The sequence below is a fragment of the Mycobacterium sp. genome (genome assembly GCF_032161845.1).
GTDB lineage: Bacteria > Actinomycetota > Actinomycetes > Mycobacteriales > Mycobacteriaceae > Mycobacterium.
Genome location: NZ_JAVRQA010000221.1, coordinates 1 through 17,021, shown reverse-complemented (window position 1 = coordinate 17,021; position 17,021 = coordinate 1). Strand labels below are relative to the sequence as shown.

Annotated in this window: 13 protein-coding genes; 6 read left to right on the top strand and 7 right to left on the bottom strand. The window is 67.3% G+C overall.

What is annotated here, in order from left to right:
• The coding region (locus QOD90_RS12935; protein ID WP_526350241.1) for an amidase family protein at positions 1-627 on the top strand (627 nt) is incomplete at its 5' end.
• Positions 628-651: 24 nt separating this feature from the next.
• Here the strand turns inward: QOD90_RS12935 and QOD90_RS12930 are convergent.
• Together QOD90_RS12930 and QOD90_RS12925 are read right to left on the bottom strand one after the other, a co-directional pair.
• On the bottom strand, positions 652-1,971 hold the full coding sequence (locus QOD90_RS12930) for an adenylate/guanylate cyclase domain-containing protein (RefSeq protein ID WP_526350239.1): 1,320 nt from the start codon (positions 1,969-1,971) through the stop codon (positions 652-654).
• A 79-nt stretch (positions 1,972-2,050) separates the two neighbouring features.
• Positions 2,051-4,594: a DEAD/DEAH box helicase gene (locus QOD90_RS12925; RefSeq protein WP_526350237.1), complete on the bottom strand. Its 2,544-nt coding sequence runs from the start codon at positions 4,592-4,594 to the stop codon at positions 2,051-2,053.
• Positions 4,595-4,732: 138 nt separating this feature from the next.
• Between QOD90_RS12925 and QOD90_RS12920 the strand changes: the two genes are divergently transcribed.
• Positions 4,733-7,213 (top strand): hypothetical protein, encoded by a 2,481-nt coding sequence (locus QOD90_RS12920; protein ID WP_526350235.1) that lies wholly within the window; start codon positions 4,733-4,735, stop codon positions 7,211-7,213.
• Between the two features lie 77 nt (positions 7,214-7,290).
• On the opposite strand, the gene QOD90_RS12915 is transcribed toward QOD90_RS12920, so the two are convergent.
• Complete coding sequence (locus QOD90_RS12915) at positions 7,291-7,749, bottom strand: SRPBCC family protein (protein ID WP_526350233.1); 459 nt, start codon at positions 7,747-7,749, stop codon at positions 7,291-7,293.
• A gap of 60 nt (positions 7,750-7,809) precedes the next feature.
• On the opposite strand from QOD90_RS12915, the gene QOD90_RS12910 reads away from it, so the two are divergent.
• Positions 7,810-8,181: a DUF427 domain-containing protein gene (locus QOD90_RS12910; protein WP_526350231.1), complete on the top strand. Its 372-nt coding sequence runs from the start codon at positions 7,810-7,812 to the stop codon at positions 8,179-8,181.
• Positions 8,182-8,238: 57 nt separating this feature from the next.
• The gene (locus QOD90_RS12905; protein WP_526350245.1) at positions 8,239-9,099 is read left to right on the top strand and encodes a DNA-3-methyladenine glycosylase family protein; all 861 of its coding nucleotides are present in this window, start codon (positions 8,239-8,241) and stop codon (positions 9,097-9,099) included.
• A gap of 85 nt (positions 9,100-9,184) precedes the next feature.
• Here the strand turns inward: QOD90_RS12905 and QOD90_RS12900 are convergent, their stop codons facing one another.
• A complete protein-coding gene (locus QOD90_RS12900; protein WP_526350229.1) occupies positions 9,185-9,832 on the bottom strand; it encodes a DUF2461 domain-containing protein in 648 nt (215 codons plus the stop codon).
• A 97-nt stretch (positions 9,833-9,929) separates the two neighbouring features.
• Here QOD90_RS12900 and QOD90_RS12895 point away from each other — a divergent pair, with 97 nt between their 5' ends.
• Complete coding sequence (locus QOD90_RS12895) at positions 9,930-10,487, top strand: Dps family protein (RefSeq protein WP_526350227.1); 558 nt, start codon at positions 9,930-9,932, stop codon at positions 10,485-10,487.
• A 57-nt stretch (positions 10,488-10,544) separates the two neighbouring features.
• Here the strand turns inward: QOD90_RS12895 and aqpZ are convergent, their stop codons facing one another.
• The 3 genes from aqpZ to QOD90_RS12880 all read right to left on the bottom strand — a co-directional run bounded on the left by aqpZ (position 10,545) and on the right by QOD90_RS12880 (position 12,079).
• The gene (gene aqpZ / locus QOD90_RS12890) at positions 10,545-11,312 is read right to left on the bottom strand and encodes an aquaporin Z (RefSeq protein WP_526350225.1); all 768 of its coding nucleotides are present in this window, start codon (positions 11,310-11,312) and stop codon (positions 10,545-10,547) included.
• A gap of 114 nt (positions 11,313-11,426) precedes the next feature.
• The gene (locus QOD90_RS12885) at positions 11,427-11,603 is read right to left on the bottom strand and encodes a hotdog domain-containing protein (protein ID WP_526350243.1); all 177 of its coding nucleotides are present in this window, start codon (positions 11,601-11,603) and stop codon (positions 11,427-11,429) included.
• 140 nt (positions 11,604-11,743) lie between these two features.
• Positions 11,744-12,079, bottom strand: coding sequence for a hypothetical protein (locus QOD90_RS12880; protein ID WP_526350224.1), 336 nt, complete (start codon positions 12,077-12,079; stop codon positions 11,744-11,746).
• 624 nt (positions 12,080-12,703) lie between these two features.
• Between QOD90_RS12880 and gltB the strand changes: the two genes are divergently transcribed.
• The coding region (gene gltB, locus QOD90_RS12875; protein ID WP_526350222.1) for a glutamate synthase large subunit at positions 12,704-17,021 on the top strand (4,318 nt) is incomplete at its 3' end.

The following is a 17,021-nucleotide window of genomic DNA, read 5'->3' as shown; positions in this document are numbered from 1 at the left end:
GCGACCGGGTCCGCTGTGCGGGTGGCCGTGAATCGGGTGGCCGACGCGCTTGTCGACGGTGGCGCGACAGTCGAACGGCACAGTCCGCTGCTACCTGATCTGACCGAAGCCGCCACGCTCTTCATAGAGCTGCTTACGTCATTTGCCGCCGCGAGCTATCCCGTGGAGAAGTATGAACAGCTGCGGACCGACGCCGCGGGATTGGCCACGGACGAGCGAGGATTCGATACGGGATGGCTACGCGGCCCGATGTTCAGCCACCGCCAGTGGATCGAAGCGAACAACCGTCGCGAACTTCACCGCCACCGCTGGCGCCAGCTCTTCACCCGCTTCGACGCCGTGGTGTGCCCGATCACGCCCACTCCGGCGTTCCCCCACGACCACGAACCCAATTTGGCGGAACGGCACATCGACATCGACGGCGTCGAGTACCCGTTCGTCGACCAATTCGTCTGGGCCGGCCTGGCGACCATGCCCGGCCTGCCCGCGACCGCCATACCAGCGGGCCGCTCACCCGAGGGCCTACCGGTAGGAGTGCAACTCATCGGCCCGATGTTCGAGGACCGCACCCCGCTGCGACTGGCCGAACTACTCGAACAAGACATCGGCGGCTTCCGCCACAGGTGACCGGAATTGCAACCGGTCGCGGTTCTAGGTAGCGGCGACGGCGAACAGGTGCCACTCGCCGGGCACGCCCTTGAGCTGGTGCTCGCCGTGGTCGTCGAATTCGAGTCCTGACCCGATCACTAGGTCGCGCAGTGTGCTGGACACCAGCACGTCGTTCGGCCCCGCCAATGCGCTTACCCGTGCGCCGATGTGCACGGCGATTCCGCCGATGTCGTCACCGCGGATTTCGCATTCGCCGGTGTGCAAGCCGGCTCGTACCTCGATGCCGAGCGCCTGCACCGCGTCGCGGATTGCCATCGCGCAGCGGATCGCTCGTTGCGGGCCGTCGAACGTTGCGAGGAAGCCGTCGCCCGAGGTGTTGACCTCGCGGCCACGAAAGCGCGCGAGCTGAGAGCGGACGACGACGTCGTGCGCGTCGAGCAACGCATGCCAGTCGCGGTCGCCGATCTCCGAAGCCCGACGCGTCGAGCCAACGATGTCGGTGAAGAGCACGGTGGCAAGCACCCGGTCGTCGGCGACTTCAGCTTGGTGGCCGGTGAGGAACTCGGCGAGCTCCTGGAAGGCCGGACGCCATGGCTCGACGAAGTGGTACATGTTGCGTCCCGGCAGTTCAACGTATTTCGCATCCGGTATGTGCTCGGCGATGTACTTGCCCATCGCCGGCACGATCATCGGGTCGTCGGTGTGCTGAACGACGAGGGTTGGCACGCGGACCGTGGGAAGAAGCGCCCGCACGTCGACTTCGGTCACCAGAGGCAGCACGAGAGCAAGAGTCGCTGGGCTCGCCGCAAGCCGTTCCATTCGCGCCCAGGTTGCTCGGATCTCCTCGTTCCACGGCATGTCCGGATTGATTGCGTGCTGAAACTCTCCGGTCCCCCACATTGCGGCCATGCCGGCGAGGACATCCTCGGAATCGACACCGTCGGTGCGTTCCGTCATCGGGTCAGCGATCCCCTCGAGCACCACTAGCGCGGTGGTGCGCGATGGATGTGTCGCCGCGAACAGTGCCGCTGTCGCCAGTGCCCCGTCGACCGCGACGATGACCGCTTCGCGACTCCCGAGCGCGTCGAGTACCGCGGTGATGCTGTCGGTCCACTGCTCCAAGGTTGGCAGCGCGCCCGGCGCGACGGGATCGGATGCTCCGGTGCCCGGCTGGTCGAGGAAGATGAGCCGCCCGAGCGACGCCATGGCCTCAACCCACCCTTGAAGTGACGGGAGCTCCGGAAGAACCTCACAGCAGGTGAACCAGTTGGGGACGAACACGAAGTCGCGCAGACCTGCGCGCGATGCGCGATAGGCCACGCGCAAGTCTCCGTTCAGCGCATAGCGCGTCTCCGAGAACATGGCCGAAGTGTAAGCCGAGGAGCGGGTCGTTCCGCGGGTTCGACCAGCGGAAACAACAGTGTCATCCGGCGGTCGCAGGTCAGCCCAGGCGCCCCGCGTCCACCAGTCGGATGACCGCCACGCCCTCCTCATCGGAGGCCTCGAGGTCCACCTCGAATTCGAAGCCCCAATCATGGTCACCCGCAGGGTCGTCGAGGATCTGGCGCACCTGCCAGAGGCCGGGCTGCCGGTCGATGATCAACAGTGCCGGGCCGCGGGCGTCCGCGCCGGTGCCCACCTCGTCGTGCTCGTCGAAGTAGTCCCCACCGATCTCCGCCCAGCGCTCCGTGGTCCATCCTGCGTCGCCGTCGAGCAGTCCGAGGTCGTACCAGCGGCGCCGCGCGAAGAGTTCCACCCGCCGGAACAGCGCATTGCGGACCATCGCGGTGAACGCCCGCTCGTTGCCGGTCAGCGGGCGCGGGCGGGCCGGTACCGTCACGGGCGAGTTCAGCGGCTGGTCGGGGCTCGTCAGCTGCTCCCATTCGTCGAGCAGGCTCGAATCGACCTGGCGCACCAACTCGCCGAGCCACTCGACGACGTCGGTGACCTCCTCGGTGCGTGCCGCGGCGGGGACGCCGGAGCGCAGCGCCTTGAATGCGTCGGAGAGGTAGCGCAGCACGGCGCCCTCGGAACGGGTCAGCCCGTAGACGCTGACGTACTCCCGGAAGGTGAACGCGCCCTCCCACATCTCGCGCACGATGGACTTCGGTGCCAGCTCACCGTCGGCGGCCCACGGGTTGCTCTGCAGGTAGACGTCGTAGACGTGGGCGAGCACGTCGGCGAGCGGTTTCGGATAGCTGACCTCGTCCAGCAGTGCCATCCGCTCGTCGTACTCGATGCCCTCGGCCTTCATCGCCGCCACGGCCTCGCCCCTGGCCTTCTTCAGCTGGGCCGACAGGATCTGGCGGGGATCCTCCAGCGTCGCCTCGATCACCGAAACCACGTCCAGCGCATAGGTTTCCGATACCGGGTCGAGCACGTCGATCGCGGCGAGCGCGAACGTCGACAGGGGCTGATTCAGCGCGAAGTCGGGCGGCAGATCCACCGTCAAGCGGTACCGCCGCCCGTCGGCCCCTGCCTCGTCGAGCCGTTCCAGCACGCCCGCCTGAAGCAGCGAGCGGGCGATCCCGACCGCCTCGCGGATGTGCTTGAGCTGTCGCTTACGGGGTTCGTGGTTGTCGGTGAGCAGCCGCCGCATCGCCACGAAGGGGTCGCCCGGCCGGTCGACGACGTCGAGGATCATCGCCGTCGACACCCGCATGTTGCTGGTCAACGACTCTGGGACGGCCTCGACGAGCCGGAGCTGGGTCTTCTCGCTCCACGGCACCATGCCCTCGGGCACCTTGCGGCGCACCAGTTTTCGGCGCTTCTTCGGGTCGTCGGCGACCTTCGCAAACTGTTTGAGGTTCTCCACCTCGTGCTCGGGCGCCTGGACGACGACGGTGCCTGCGGTGTCGAATCCGGCCCGCCCGGCGCGCCCCGCGATCTGGTGGAACTCGCGAGCGTTGAGCAGCCGTGTGCGGGTGCCGTCGTACTTCGAAAGGGCCGAGAAGACCACCGTCCGGATCGGCACGTTGATGCCGACACCGAGAGTGTCCGTGCCACAAATGACTTTGAGCAGTCCGGCCTGCGCCAGCTGTTCCACCAGCCGCCGGTACTTCGGCAGCATCCCGGCGTGGTGAACTCCGATGCCGTGCCGGACCAGCCGCGACAGCGTCGTCCCGAATGCCGACGAGAACCGGAACGCACCGATCATCTCGGCGATCGCGGCCTTCTCGTCCTTGGTGCTGACGTTGACGCTCATCAGCGCCTGGGCCCGTTCCAGTGCCGAGGCCTGGGTGAAGTGGACGACGTAGATCGGCGCCTGCTTCGTGTCGAGCAGATCCTGGATCGTCTCGTGCATCGGCGTTGTCGCGTAGTAGTGGTGCAGGGGAACCGGGCGTTCGGCGTTCGCGATCAGCGCCGTCGTCCTTCCGGTGCGGCGGGTGAGGTCCTCGCGGAGGAACGTGACGTCGCCGAGGGTGGCCGACATCAGGAGGAACTGAGCCTTCGGCAGTTCCAACAGCGGTACCTGCCAGGCCCAGCCGCGGTCGGGGTCGCCGTAGAAGTGGAACTCGTCCATCACGACCAGGCCGATGTCGGCGTCGGCACCCTCGCGCAGCGCGGTGTTGGCCAGCACCTCCGCCGTGCACGCAATGATCGGCGCGCCCGCGTTGACCGACGCGTCGCCGGTCAGCATGCCGACGTTGGCCGCGCCGAACACGTCGCACAAGGCGAAGAACTTTTCGCTGACCAGCGCCTTGATCGGCGCGGTGTAGAAGCTGCGCTGCCCGTCGGCCAGCGCCGCGTACAGCGCGCCGGTGGCGACCAGTGACTTGCCGGAACCGGTCGGCGTGGCGAGGATGACGTTCGCGCCGCTGACCAACTCGATCAGCGCCTCCTCCTGCGCCGGGTACAGCACGGTGCCACTCGCCTCGGCCCACGCGGCGAAGGATGCGAACAGCTCGTCGGGGTCGGCGCCCTTCGCGCGCAGGGCCGACAGGTCGTGCGGATCCTCGAGCAGGGCGGGGGAAGTGGCGGTCATCTCGAGTACCAGCGTGCCTGACGACGATTCCGTCGGTGGTGGCGCGTCCCCTGCCCGCACGGCAGGCGGTCGCGGCGATTCGCAGTGGATCGTGGGCTCCGCAGTTACACTTCGTGATTCGCGAACAGGGGAGCGACGGTGAGCGCAATCGACGGAATCGAGGGCGGCCCCATCCGAGAAATCGACCCGCCGAACAGCGTCATCGAGTTGAGGACCCACGGGGTCAGCGGGACGCCACCGGAATCGATGCTGAATTGTTCTGCCGTCGTACAGGTTTGGGGCGACGATACCGGGCGGTTCTTCCGGGCCGCCGATACGCTCGGCGTGGAGCGCTGGCAGGTGACGAGCCTGAACGCGGAGTCCGATGCGCCGGTGAGCCGCTACCGCGAGGGTTATCACTGGGGCAGGATGACCTCGGGTGGGCTGCGCCAGGCGTTGTGGGCGCTATTGATTCCCTTCGCACTCGTCAACCTCTCTCAATGGATGGTTCCGCCGGCGGGGGCTGGGGCGCTCGGCCGGTGGGCGGTGACGCTCCTGCGGGCCCTGGTGCGACTCGTCGGCCTTGGCCTGACTCTGATGCTGATGGTCCAGCTGTCAGTGGTGATCGCCGACATGTTGGCCGTGCAGTGTCTTCAGAAACCCGAATGCCTCGTGTCCTGGACGCTGATCGACTGGTTGCGCCACAGTCCAAGCTGGACCGCGCTGCTGGTCCTGCTCGTGATCGCCTTGCCGGTCTTCGTGGCGTCGCGAATCACCGCGCAATCCCGAGAGGCGTTGTTGCCGGACACCGCCCCGCCGCGGCCACCCGCGGAGGGCGCCGAGGTGCCCGTCCACCCCGACGCCGCGGCAGCGCCGAAGCCGAACATCGCCGCGCCGGACTTCTACCGCCGCGGCAGCGCGGCGCCCGCCAGGACGCTGCATGCCACCGTGGCGTTGGCAGGGGCGGCGCTGCTGGTCTGCGGTGGCATCCAACCGCTGCCAAGTCCGGTCGCGAAGTTCACGTGGGGGATCGCCGTGCTCCTGATCGCGATCGGAGCGGTATTCGCCGCGCTACTCGACGATCCCCGCAGCAGCGGCGGTCGCTACAGCGGGGGCCGCTTGATCGCCGGCTGGCTCGGTGGAGATGGCTGGAAGAGGGGACTCTGGTGGGGAGCCGCTGCCGTCAATCTGGCTGTGGCAGTGCTCTTCTCGTTCCGTCCGATGCTCACGGCGGAGCCTGCGCAGTGGCGGCCGGGTCTGAATGACTTGGTGGAACTCCTCTTCGTCGGACTAGCGGGTCTCTGTCTGATCGCCTTCCTGGTGGCTCTGTTGGCGGCGCGGTCGAGTCGGGCGTACTTCGCCTCGGTGCCCCGCGCGTTCAAGCCGTGGTTGGGCGGCATCACGACGGCGGTGTTGCTTCCGTTGGCCGCCCTGCTGGGAGCTGGGCTGGGTGCCGGAGTCGCACAGACCGCGCAGAACTGCCTCACCACCGGCTGCAAACCGCAATTGCTGATTACCCAGGCGACGCCGCCCGATGTCGTCATGCCGAAGGCGTACGACGCGATCGCAATGCTGTGGGGCATCACCACCGTGGTGGTGCTGGCGCTGGCACTGATAGGCGGTGTCGCCGCGCTCTGTTACCTGAAGGTCTCTGGCAAGGACGCGCCGGCGCGCCTCGTCCAGGGCAAGCCGATGCTGATCGCGTGGTTCTTCGCAGGCCTCAAGGTGCAGGGTGCGCGGATCCTGCTGGTCGTGGTGCTCGTCGCGGTCTTCGCTGGTGCGGTGGCGGCCGTCGTCGTCGACACGCACGTCGCCCGCTGGGTGCGCGGCGGTGGCTCCCGCGACGGATTGTTCCGGGCGACCGGCCTGTCGTGGTTGGCCAGGGAGGAAGTGTCGGCGGCCATCCAGGGCATCGGCATTCTCGCGCTCGCGTTGATCGTCATCGGGTTGCTCTACGCCATCTACAACGCCTACCGCCGGCCGGACAGCGCGGGCCGAAGCCTCGGCGTGCTCTGGGATCTCGCGTCGTTCTGGCCGACGGAGAGCCATCCCCTGGTGCCGCCGTGTTATGCCCGCAAGGCCATCGACGACCTGACGCTGCGGGTGCTCTGGTATCGCGAGAAGTATCCGCAGGCGCGGATCGTGCTTTGCGGGCACAGCCAGGGTTCGTTGCTGATGTACGCGACCGTCCTTCGGTTGGCACGACTGGATGCCGCCAACCTGGATCCCGCGACCCACCTCCTTTCGCGGGTGGGGTTGGTGACCCACGGCTCGCAGTTGCAATGGGCCTATGGCCGGGCCTTCCCCGACATGCTCAGTTATTTCAGCCACCAAACCGTGATGCAGACACTCGCTGGACGCTGGCACAACCTCATTCGATTCACCGACCCCCTTGGCGGTGGCGTGCTCAGCTGGAATCTGCGCGTCGAGGACGGTGGAGTCGTCGGCGACTGGATGCCTGGCGGCCCCGAAACTCCGACGACCTTCTTCACGACGACGTCCAAGGCGCGGGTGGTCGGCCACGAGCGATGGCTACCAGATCCGGTGCTGAACGAACCGATCTTCCCGGCGCGCAAGCACTCCGACTACACGCTCGACGCGCAGTGGGATGACGTCGTCGCGTTGGCCGCCGGGATCTAGCCGCTCGCCGACCGTCCGCTTGTTTGCGGGGTTACTCGCAGCTCGCGTACATCATGCGTGCGCTCGGCGATCGGGCCTCAGGCCTCGGCCGTCGCCTTGAGCCGCTGCAACGTGAGCTCGATGTGCTTCGCGTTGGCCGAGGTGCGGTCGGGGACACCGGTGGCGATCGCCGCGGGCTTGCGGAACCAGCCCGGCCGCCGGTCCCAGGTCTGCTCGGTGACACGGCAGCCGCCGTCGACGGGTTCGATGTCGTAGCGCCAGTGGGCCACCGGCACGATCGCGCTCTTGACGTCGAAGGCGAACACCCGGCCCGGCTCGGCGTCGGTCACCGTGCACTTGGTCGTCCACTTCTTCCCGCGGTTCGAGTTGTGTCCCTTGAACACCGCGCCGGGCTGGGCGGCGTCACCCCTATGCCACTCCATCGAGTTGGCCTCTTCGACCAGCGTCGACATCGTCGGAAGGTGGGTGATCAGGGCGTACACGTCAGCGCAGCTGGCCGCGATCGTGACCGATGCCTGGACCGAGGGTTGGCTCATGGCGTGATCGTAGCGACGGGTCAAGGAATCATGGCCCGCTCCGCATACGTTGGTCTGAAGATGACCGAACGCACAGTTCTTCAGCCCACCGCCGAGCACCCGATCACCGTCACACCGACCGGCAGCCACGTCGTCGTCCGCGTGAACGGGGAGGTGGTCGCAGAGACCGACGCCGCGTTGACACTGCAGGAGTCGACGTACCCCGCGGTGCAGTACGTGCCGCTCGGCGACGTATCGCCGTCGGCGCTGACGCGCAGCGACTCCACCACCTACTGCCCGTACAAGGGCGAGGCGAACTACTACCACCTGACCGCCGCGGGGACGACCGTCGACGACGCGATCTGGACCTACGAGCAGCCGTACCCTGCCGTGGACGCCATTGCAGGTCACGTGGCGTTCTACGCCGACAAGGCCGACGTCTCGGTCGGATAATCTTTGGCGGTGTCGAGTTGCGCCAACGTCGTCTTCGAGGGGCCCGCGAGCCCGTCGATGACGCTGTCCCCGCAGCGCCGCGGGCCCGGTGATCCGTGTTACCAACTGGTCGACGGCGCGATCTGGCGGACCAGCCTGCTGCCGAGCGGCCCGGTGACCGCGCGGCTCACCAAATCGGCACCGTCGACCGTCGACTGCGAGGCGTGGGGCGACGGCGCCGATGAGTACGTGGCGCAGCTTCCGGCGATGTTGGGTGTGCACGACGACGCGGGCGGCTTCGCCCCCGAGGAGCCGACCATCGCCGCGGCCCACCGGCGTGTCCCGCACCTTCGCCTCGGTCGGACGAACCGGGTGCTGGAAGCGTTGGTGCCCGCCGTACTCGAACAGCGCGTCGCAGGAAAGGACGCGTTCCGGGCATGGCGGCTGCTGGTGACCAAGTTCGGTACGCCTGCCCCCGGCCCCGCCCCGGCACGGATGCGCGTCCCCCCTGCGGCCGACGTGTGGCGCCGCGTGCCGTCGTGGGAATTCCACCTCGCCAACGTCGACCCTGGCCGGGCGAGGACACTCGTCGGATGCGCGCAACGGGCCGACGCATTGGAGCGGTTGTCGGCGCGGGCGCCCGAGGATGCCAGGTCGGCACTGACGACGTTGCCGGGTGTCGGGGTGTGGACCGCGGCCGAGGTCGCCCAGCGTGCCTGGGGTGACGCCGACGCGTTGTCGATCGGCGACTACCACCTCTCCAACGTCGTCGGGTCCACGCTGCTGGGGCATCGGATCGACGACGACGAGATGGTCGAGCTTCTCGAACCGCTCAGACCTCACCGGTATCGCGCGGTGCGCCTGCTGGAGGTCAGCGGGATGGCCCGCAACCCTCGATTCGGCGCGCGTCAGGCCATCCCCAACCTGCGTGCCCTCTAGGTCCCTAGCGCGAGCAGACGCAAACGCCCCTCATTTCGCGGGAATGAGGGGCATTTGCGTCTGCTCGGCGAAGAGGGAAGGCGAGCTAGTCGCCCAACCGAGCGGCCACCCAATCGACCAGCGGCCGGGCGGCCTTCCAGTCCGCGCGCACCGCGTCGACGAGCTCGGGGGTGTAGATGATCGGCTCGAAGCCGTAGTCCTTACCGACGGTCAGGGATCGGTGCCGCAGCAGGTCGATGCGCGGGTGGTCGGCGTCGAACCCGCGCGGTGACGTCTTGAGGCGATCGCCGCCGACGGTGAAACCGGCTCGCTTGAGTTTGGCCACGATCTTCAGCAGCTGCTCGCCGGTCAGGTCGTTGACGATCGACGCGCGGATCCGCGCGAGATCGGTCGCGCTCGCGTCGTAGAAGCCCGCCCCGGTGCGGACCCCGCGCGCCGCGATCTCAACGTACCAACCGCAGGCCGGCCCGGCGCCGACGAATGCACCCTGATTCTGCTTGTACGGCGTCTTGTCCTTCGCGAAGCGGACGTCGCGGAACGGGCGAAAGATCTTGGCGGCACCGAACTCCGGTTCCAGCGCTGCCATCAACGCGGTCATCGGCGCCTTCACGCTCGCCAGGTACACGTCCTTGTGCGACTCCCAGAACGACTTGGTGTTGTCGATCTCCAGGTCGTCGTAGAAGTCGAGCGCGGCTTCGGTGAAGCCCAAGAACTCGGGTGTCGACTCCGTCATCCGCCGAGCGTAGCGATCTGATCCCACCGCACGGCACGCGTGTAACCCGCCCCCGAGCCGGGTAGGCGTCATGTAAGCGAGAGAAAGGGAGATAGACATGCCAGGATTCACGATTCCGGGAGTTTCGGACAAGGACGCCCGCGAGATCGCCGACCTGCTGCAAAAGCAGCTCAGCACCTACAACGACCTGCACCTGACCTTGAAGCACGTGCACTGGAACGTCGTTGGCCCGAACTTCATCGGCGTTCACGAAATGATCGACCCGCAGGTCGAATTGGTCCGCGGCTACGCGGACGAGGCGGCCGAGCGCATCGCCGCATTGGGAGTTTCGCCGCAGGGCACGCCGGGGGCCATCATCAAGGACCGCACCTGGGATGACTACTCGGTCGGTCGTGACACCGTGCTGGCGCACCTCGCGGCGCTCGACCTGGTGTACACCGGGGTCAACGAGGACACCCGGAAGGCCATCCACACCCTCGAGGACCTTGACCCCGTCTCGCAGGACATGCTCATCGGGCACGCCGCCGAGCTGGAGAAGTTCCAGTGGTTCGTGCGCGCGCACCTGGAAAATGCCGGTGGCCAGCTCTCGAGCGGCGGAGCCACCAGCGAGAAGAAGGCCGCGCAAAACGCGAAGAAGAAGGCTTCGGTTAAGTAGCTAGCCGGGGATCGGGCCCGCACCCCATGGTGGGATGCGGGTCCGACTGCCGCTTGACTAGTCCACCTCCTCCAGTGCGTCGTCGCGGATCGGACGATCGGCGAGCTCTTCGTTGCGCCCGAACAAGAGTGGGTACGCGGCGCCCGCGACGGCGGCACCGACGAGCGGGGCGAGCCAGAACAGCCAGAGTTGCGCGGGCGCCCCGTCACCGTTGAAGAACGCCACCGCAGTGGAGCGGGCCGGATTCACCGACGTGTTCGAGATCGGGATCGAGATGAGGTGGATCAACGTCAACGTCAGCCCAATTGCCAAGCCCGCGAACCCCTTCGGGGCGCGGTCGTCGGTAGAGCCAAGGATGACGAGTAGGAACACTGCGGTCAGTACGATTTCGGTGATCAGCACGGCGAGCAACGAGTAGCCGCCAGGTGAGTGGTCGCCGTAGCCATTGGCGGCCATGTTTCCCCAGGCCGTCCAGCCGTCCTTGCCCTTCGCGATTACGTAGATCACCAAGCCGGCGGCGACGCCACCGATCACCTGGGTGATCCAGTAGGCGGGCAACGCCTTCCACTCCACGCGCTTGGCGATGGCCGCACCGAGTGTGACCGCGGGGTTGAAGTGGCCGCCGGAGATGGTGCCGAACGCGTACACGCCCGTTAGCACGGTGAGCCCGAATGCCAGTGAGACGCCGAGGAATCCGATCCCCAGTGCCGTGCCGTCGGACGGGAACTTCGCGGCGAAGATGGCGCTGCCGCAACCGCCGAGGACGAGCCAGAACGTTCCAATGAACTCGGCTGCGAGTCGATGCATCATCGTTGGTGCGGTCACGGAAGTACCCTCCCCGGCAGCACTTCGTTGAACTGCCCGTGCCCATCAGGGTCGCACCGGCCAATTGCTTTGGGGACGCTCGTTGCCGAATCTTGTCCCGATGGTGACCGGATGTCAGCAGCGGTAGGCCGTCGGTCTGGCGATGATGGCGACCCTGCCGTCGCGGCCAATGGCCTGCGCATCGGCTAATGCGCTGCGCCGACCTACGCGCAATGCGGTTCCCGCATAACGAGATTGGTCGCCTGCGAATAATTGGCGCAGGAAGTTGACCCGGAGCGACGCGGTGGTCAGCGGATCGTCTGGGCGATCCCGGTTGGCGGCCGCCGAGGCTGTTGTTCACGGCGGGTCGGATTCCTGAGGCAGTTCGTGGACGTCACCGTCGCGGCGGGGTTCGCCGACGGCCATCATGGCGGCCAACCCGATCTTCGCCGTCATGCCGCCGATCGTGAGGTCGCATGCTCCGAGCCCCGTCGTCGACTGGGTCCGACCGGTATGGCGGTGCCAACGACCGGGGTGTCGGGGTGAGCGGCGATGACGGCGGTAATGGTTGACCAGCCCACCGAAGTGATCGACGAGGACGGCCAACGGGCCAAGGCTAGGGGGTCCGTGATGGGGCTGAGCAACCCGTGCACCGGCATGTAGGCCAGGCAGCGGCCGTCGCCCTCCTCGTCGGTCTCGATGCCGAACCTGCCGATGGGGGTGTCGTTCAGGGATTTGGCGGCGCGCAGGGCCGCAGTGTTCTTGCCCACTCGCGAACGTGCGGCCACGGCGAGAATTCACCCAACCGGGCCGCCGTGGCGGCACGGTGGGTGGAGCGGGCCCGCTCCGATGCCTCGTCGCACGGGGAGGCAAAACCACTGGTGCGCAGCGGCATGCAACCTGGACGCCGACCCGTCGACGGTGGGCGCGCTGGCGATGGTGGGGTTGGTGAATGCGCGGTCATTGCGTCGATCGTCGCGGCAGTCGTCAGCGACGGTGTCTAAGAATCCGACCAGGCTTTCGAGCAAATTTCTTTCCAGGCATCATTGCACCAAAAAGCAGCAAAAAGACATGGCTGGCAAACTCAACGAGTTGATCATGGGGAAACCCTGAAATCCCACCGGTACGGCGTCGACCGCCGTGGATTCGTCACTGGCCAACCGCAGCAACGGATTTCGTCGTCGCGTCCGACTTGTCGACGCCTGGATCGGCGCCGTGCCCAACCCCCTGGTTAGGGTTGACTAAGTTGGCATGTCAGGCGGGGTTTGTCATATCGTTTCACCACTCGTGGCGAGTGGGGCAGTCCCGTCGTTCAGTGCTGCACGCAGACACACCCATCGCCCGCCGGCAGCAGCCGTCGATGACGGCTGCCAGCATCAGGCTTCCGTGAAGGTGTGAAGGGGCAGGTGGGAATGACGCCCAGCGACCAAGGCGTGCGGCAGGGGCTCTACAACCCTGTCTATGAGCACGACTCCTGTGGTGTTGCGATGGTCGCCGACATGCACGGCCGCCGCAGTCGCGACATCGTCGACAAGGCCATCACGGCACTGCTGAACATGGAGCACCGTGGTGCCCAGGGCGCCGAACCCAACACCGGCGACGGCGCAGGCATCCTGCTGCAGGTTCCCGACGAGTTCTTGCGCGCGGTGGTCGACTTCGAGCTGCCAGAGCCGGGCAGTTACGCCACGGGCATCGCCTTCCTGCCGCAGTCGTCGCGCGACGCCGCAGCAGCCTGCGAGTCGGTGCAGAAGATCGTCGAAGCGGAGGGGCTCACCCTCCTCGGCTGGCGCGACGTCCCGACCGATGATTCCTCCCTTGGCGCTCTCGCCCGCGACGCGATGCCGACCTTCCGCCAGGTGTTCATTGGCGGCGCCTCGGACATGGACCTCGAGCGGCGTGCCTACGTGGTGCGCAAGCGTGCCGAGCACGAGCTGGGCACCAAGGGTCCCGGCCAGGACGGTCCAGGCCGCGAAACCGTTTACTTCCCAAGCCTTTCCGGTCAGACGTTCTGCTACAAGGGCATGCTGACCACCCCGCAGCTCAAGGCCTTCTACCTCGACCTGCAGGACGAGCGACTGACCAGCGCGCTCGGCATCGTGCATTCGCGCTTCTCGACCAACACGTTCCCGTCCTGGCCGCTGGCGCACCCGTTCCGGCGCGTCGCCCACAACGGCGAGATCAACACCGTCACCGGCAACGAGAACTGGATGCGGGCGCGCGAGGCGCTGATCCGCAGCGACGTCTTCGGGAGCTACGACGACGTCGACAAGATCTTCCCGGTCTGCACTCCTGGCGCCTCGGACACGGCCCGTTTCGACGAAGTCCTCGAACTGCTGCACCTCGGTGGCCGCAGCCTGCCCCACGCGGTGCTGATGATGATCCCCGAGGCGTGGGAGCGGCACGAGTCCATGGACCCCGCCCGCCGGGCGTTCTACGAGTACCACTCGTCGCTGATGGAGCCGTGGGACGGCCCGGCAGCGGTGTGCTTCACCGACGGCACCGTCATCGGGGCGGTACTCGACCGCAACGGTCTTCGCCCATCCCGCGTTTGGGTCACCGACGACGGCCTCGTCGTGATGGCGTCCGAAGCGGGCGTGCTGAACCTCGATCCGTCGACGGTGGTGCGCAAGATGCGGCTGCAGCCCGGCCGGATGTTCCTGGTGGACACCGCGCAGGGCCGCATCGTCTCCGACGAGGAGGTCAAGGCCGAGCTGGCCGCCGCGCAGCCGTATCAGGAGTGGCTGGACGCGGGTGTGTTCCACCTCGGCGACCTGCCTCCCGGCGACTACGTGCGGATGCCGCACCACCGCGTCGTGCTGCGGCAGCAGGCCTTCGGCTTCACCTACGAGGAACTCAACCTGCTGATCGCGCCGATGGCGCGCAACGGCGCCGAAGCGCTCGGTTCGATGGGCACCGACACCCCCGTCGCCGTGCTGTCGGCGCGGCCGCGGATGCTCTACGACTACTTCCAGCAGCTGTTCGCCCAGGTGACCAACCCGCCGCTGGACGCCATCCGTGAAGAGGTGGTGACCAGCCTGCAGGGCACCGTGGGTCCAGAGGGTGACCTGCTGAACCCGAACGCGGACTCGTGTCGCCAGATCGTGCTGTCGAACCCGATCCTGCGCAACGCCGAGCTGTCGAAGCTGATCTGCGTCGACCCCGACCACGAGATCCGCGGCCACAAGCACGGTCTGCGCGCTGCCGTGATCCGCTGCCTGTACCCGGTCGCCAGGGGCGGCCAGGGGCTGCGGGAGGCGCTCGACGACGTCCGCGCGAAGGTCTCGGCGGCCATCCGCGACGGCGCCCGCATCATCGTGCTCTCCGACCGTGAGTCCAACGAGTCGCTGGCCCCGATCCCATCGCTGCTGAGCGTGTCGGCCGTGCATCACCACCTGGTGCGCGATCGCACCCGCACCCAGGTCGGACTCGTCGTCGAAGCCGGTGACGCCCGCGAGGTGCACCACATGGCCGCGCTCGTCGGATTCGGTGCTGCCGCCGTCAACCCCTACATGGCGTTCGAGTCCATCGAGGACATGGTGGACCGCGGCGTCATCGCCGACATCACCAGCGACGCGGCCAAGGCCAATTACACGAAGGCCGCCGGCAAGGGCGTGCTGAAGGTGATGTCGAAGATGGGCATCTCCACGTTGGCGTCCTACACCGGTGCCCAGCTGTTCCAGGCCATCGGCATCAGCCAGCAGGTGCTCGACGACTACTTCACCGGGCTGCACTGCCCCGTCGGCGGCATCGATCTCGACGACATCGCCGACGACGTGGCCACCCGCCACGCGCTGGCCTACCTGGACCGGCCCGACGAGCGCGCGCACCGCGAGCTCGAGGTCGGCGGCGAGTACCAGTGGCGCCGCGAGGGCGAGTACCACCTGTTCAACCCAGATACCGTGTTCAAGCTGCAGCACGCCACCCGCACCGGCCAGTACTCGATCTTCAAGGAGTACACGAAGCTGGTCGACGACCAGAGTGAGCGATTCGCCTCGCTGCGTGGCCTGCTCAAGTTCCGCACCGACTTCCGCCCCGCGGTGCCGTTGGACGAAGTCGAGCCGGTGTCGGAGATCGTGAAGCGATTCTCCACCGGCGCAATGAGTTACGGCTCGATCTCCGCGGAAGCTCATGAGACGCTGGCCATCGCGATGAACCGCCTTGGCGGACGGTCCAATTCGGGGGAGGGCGGCGAGAGCGTCGACCGCTTCGACCCCGACGCCAACGGCGACTGGCGCCGCAGTGCCATCAAGCAGGTGGCGTCGGGCCGCTTCGGGGTGACCAGCCACTACCTGACGAACTGCACCGACATCCAGATCAAGATGGCGCAGGGTGCGAAACCCGGTGAAGGCGGCCAGCTTCCGGGTGCCAAGGTGTATCCGTGGGTGGCCGAGGTGCGCCACTCGACGCCGGGCGTCGGGCTGATCTCGCCGCCGCCACACCACGACATCTACTCGATCGAGGATCTGGCTCAGCTGATCCACGACCTGAAGAACGCGAATCCCAGTGCGCGCGTGCACGTCAAGCTGGTCTCGGAGAATGGCGTTGGCACGGTCGCCGCCGGGGTCTCCAAGGCGCACGCCGACGTGGTATTGATCTCCGGGCACGACGGCGGCACGGGTGCCACCCCGCTGACCTCGCAGAAGCACGCGGGCGCCCCGTGGGAGCTCGGTCTGGCGGAGACGCAACAGACGTTGCTGCTCAACGGACTTCGCGACCGGATCGTCGTGCAGGTGGACGGCCAGCTCAAGACGGGCCGCGACGTCGTGGTCGCCGCATTGCTCGGTGGCGAGGAGTTCGGCTTCGCGACGGCTCCGCTGGTGGTGGCCGGCTGCATCATGATGCGGGTGTGTCACCTCGACACCTGTCCGGTCGGCGTGGCCACCCAGAACCCCCTGCTGCGCGAGCGCTTCAACGGCAAGCCCGAGTTCGTCGAGAACTTCTTCCGGTTCATCGCCGAGGAGGTGCGGGAGCTCATGGCGCAGTTGGGATTCCGCACCGTCAACGAGATGGTCGGCCAGGTCGGAGCGCTGGACACCCAGCAGGCGGCCGCGCACTGGAAGGCCCACAAGCTGGACCTGTCGCCGGTGCTGCACGAACCCGAATCGGCGTTCATGAACCAGGACCTGTACTGCAGTTCGCGTCAGGACCACGGGCTGGACAAGGCGCTCGACCAGCAGCTGATCGCGCAGAGTCGGGAGGCCCTTGATACCGGTTCCACGGTCAAGTTCAGGACCACGATTGCCAACGTCAACCGCACGGTCGGCACCATGCTCGGCCACGAACTGACCAAGGTCCATGGCGGTCAAGGACTTCCGGACGGCACCATCGACATCACGTTCGACGGGTCGGCGGGCAACAGCTTCGGCGCGTTCCTGCCAAAGGGCATCACGCTGCGGGTGTACGGCGACGCCAACGACTACGTCGGCAAGGGGCTGTCCGGCGGCCGGATCGTGGTGCGGCCGTCTGACGCAGCGCCGAGCGAGTTCGTCGCCGAAGAGAACATCATCGCGGGCAACGTGATCCTGTTCGGCGCGACCAGCGGGCAGGCGTTCCTTCGCGGCCAGGTCGGCGAGCGCTTCGCGGTGCGCAACTCGGGCGCCCACGCGGTGGTCGAGGGCGTCGGCGACCACGGCTGCGAGTACATGACCGGCGGCAAGGTGGCGATCCTCGGACCCACCGGCCGCAACTTCGCCGCGGGCATGTCCGGCGGTATCGCCTACGTCTACGACC

Bases quoted from the DNA above. Each gene is read 5' to 3' on its own strand.
- QOD90_RS12905 (WP_526350245.1), top strand. From the start codon at position 8,239: ATGACGCTGTCCCCGCAGCGCCGCGGGCCCGGTGATCCGTGTTACCAA.
- QOD90_RS12910 (WP_526350231.1), top strand. From the start codon at position 7,810: ATGACCGAACGCACAGTTCTTCAGCCCACCGCCGAGCACCCGATCACC.
- QOD90_RS12925 (WP_526350237.1), bottom strand. From the start codon at position 4,594: ATGACCGCCACTTCCCCCGCCCTGCTCGAGGATCCGCACGACCTGTCG.
- QOD90_RS12900 (WP_526350229.1), bottom strand. From the start codon at position 9,832: ATGACGGAGTCGACACCCGAGTTCTTGGGCTTCACCGAAGCCGCGCTC.
- QOD90_RS12895 (WP_526350227.1), top strand. From the start codon at position 9,930: ATGCCAGGATTCACGATTCCGGGAGTTTCGGACAAGGACGCCCGCGAG.
- QOD90_RS12930 (WP_526350239.1), bottom strand. From the start codon at position 1,971: ATGTTCTCGGAGACGCGCTATGCGCTGAACGGAGACTTGCGCGTGGCC.
- QOD90_RS12915 (WP_526350233.1), bottom strand. From the start codon at position 7,749: ATGAGCCAACCCTCGGTCCAGGCATCGGTCACGATCGCGGCCAGCTGC.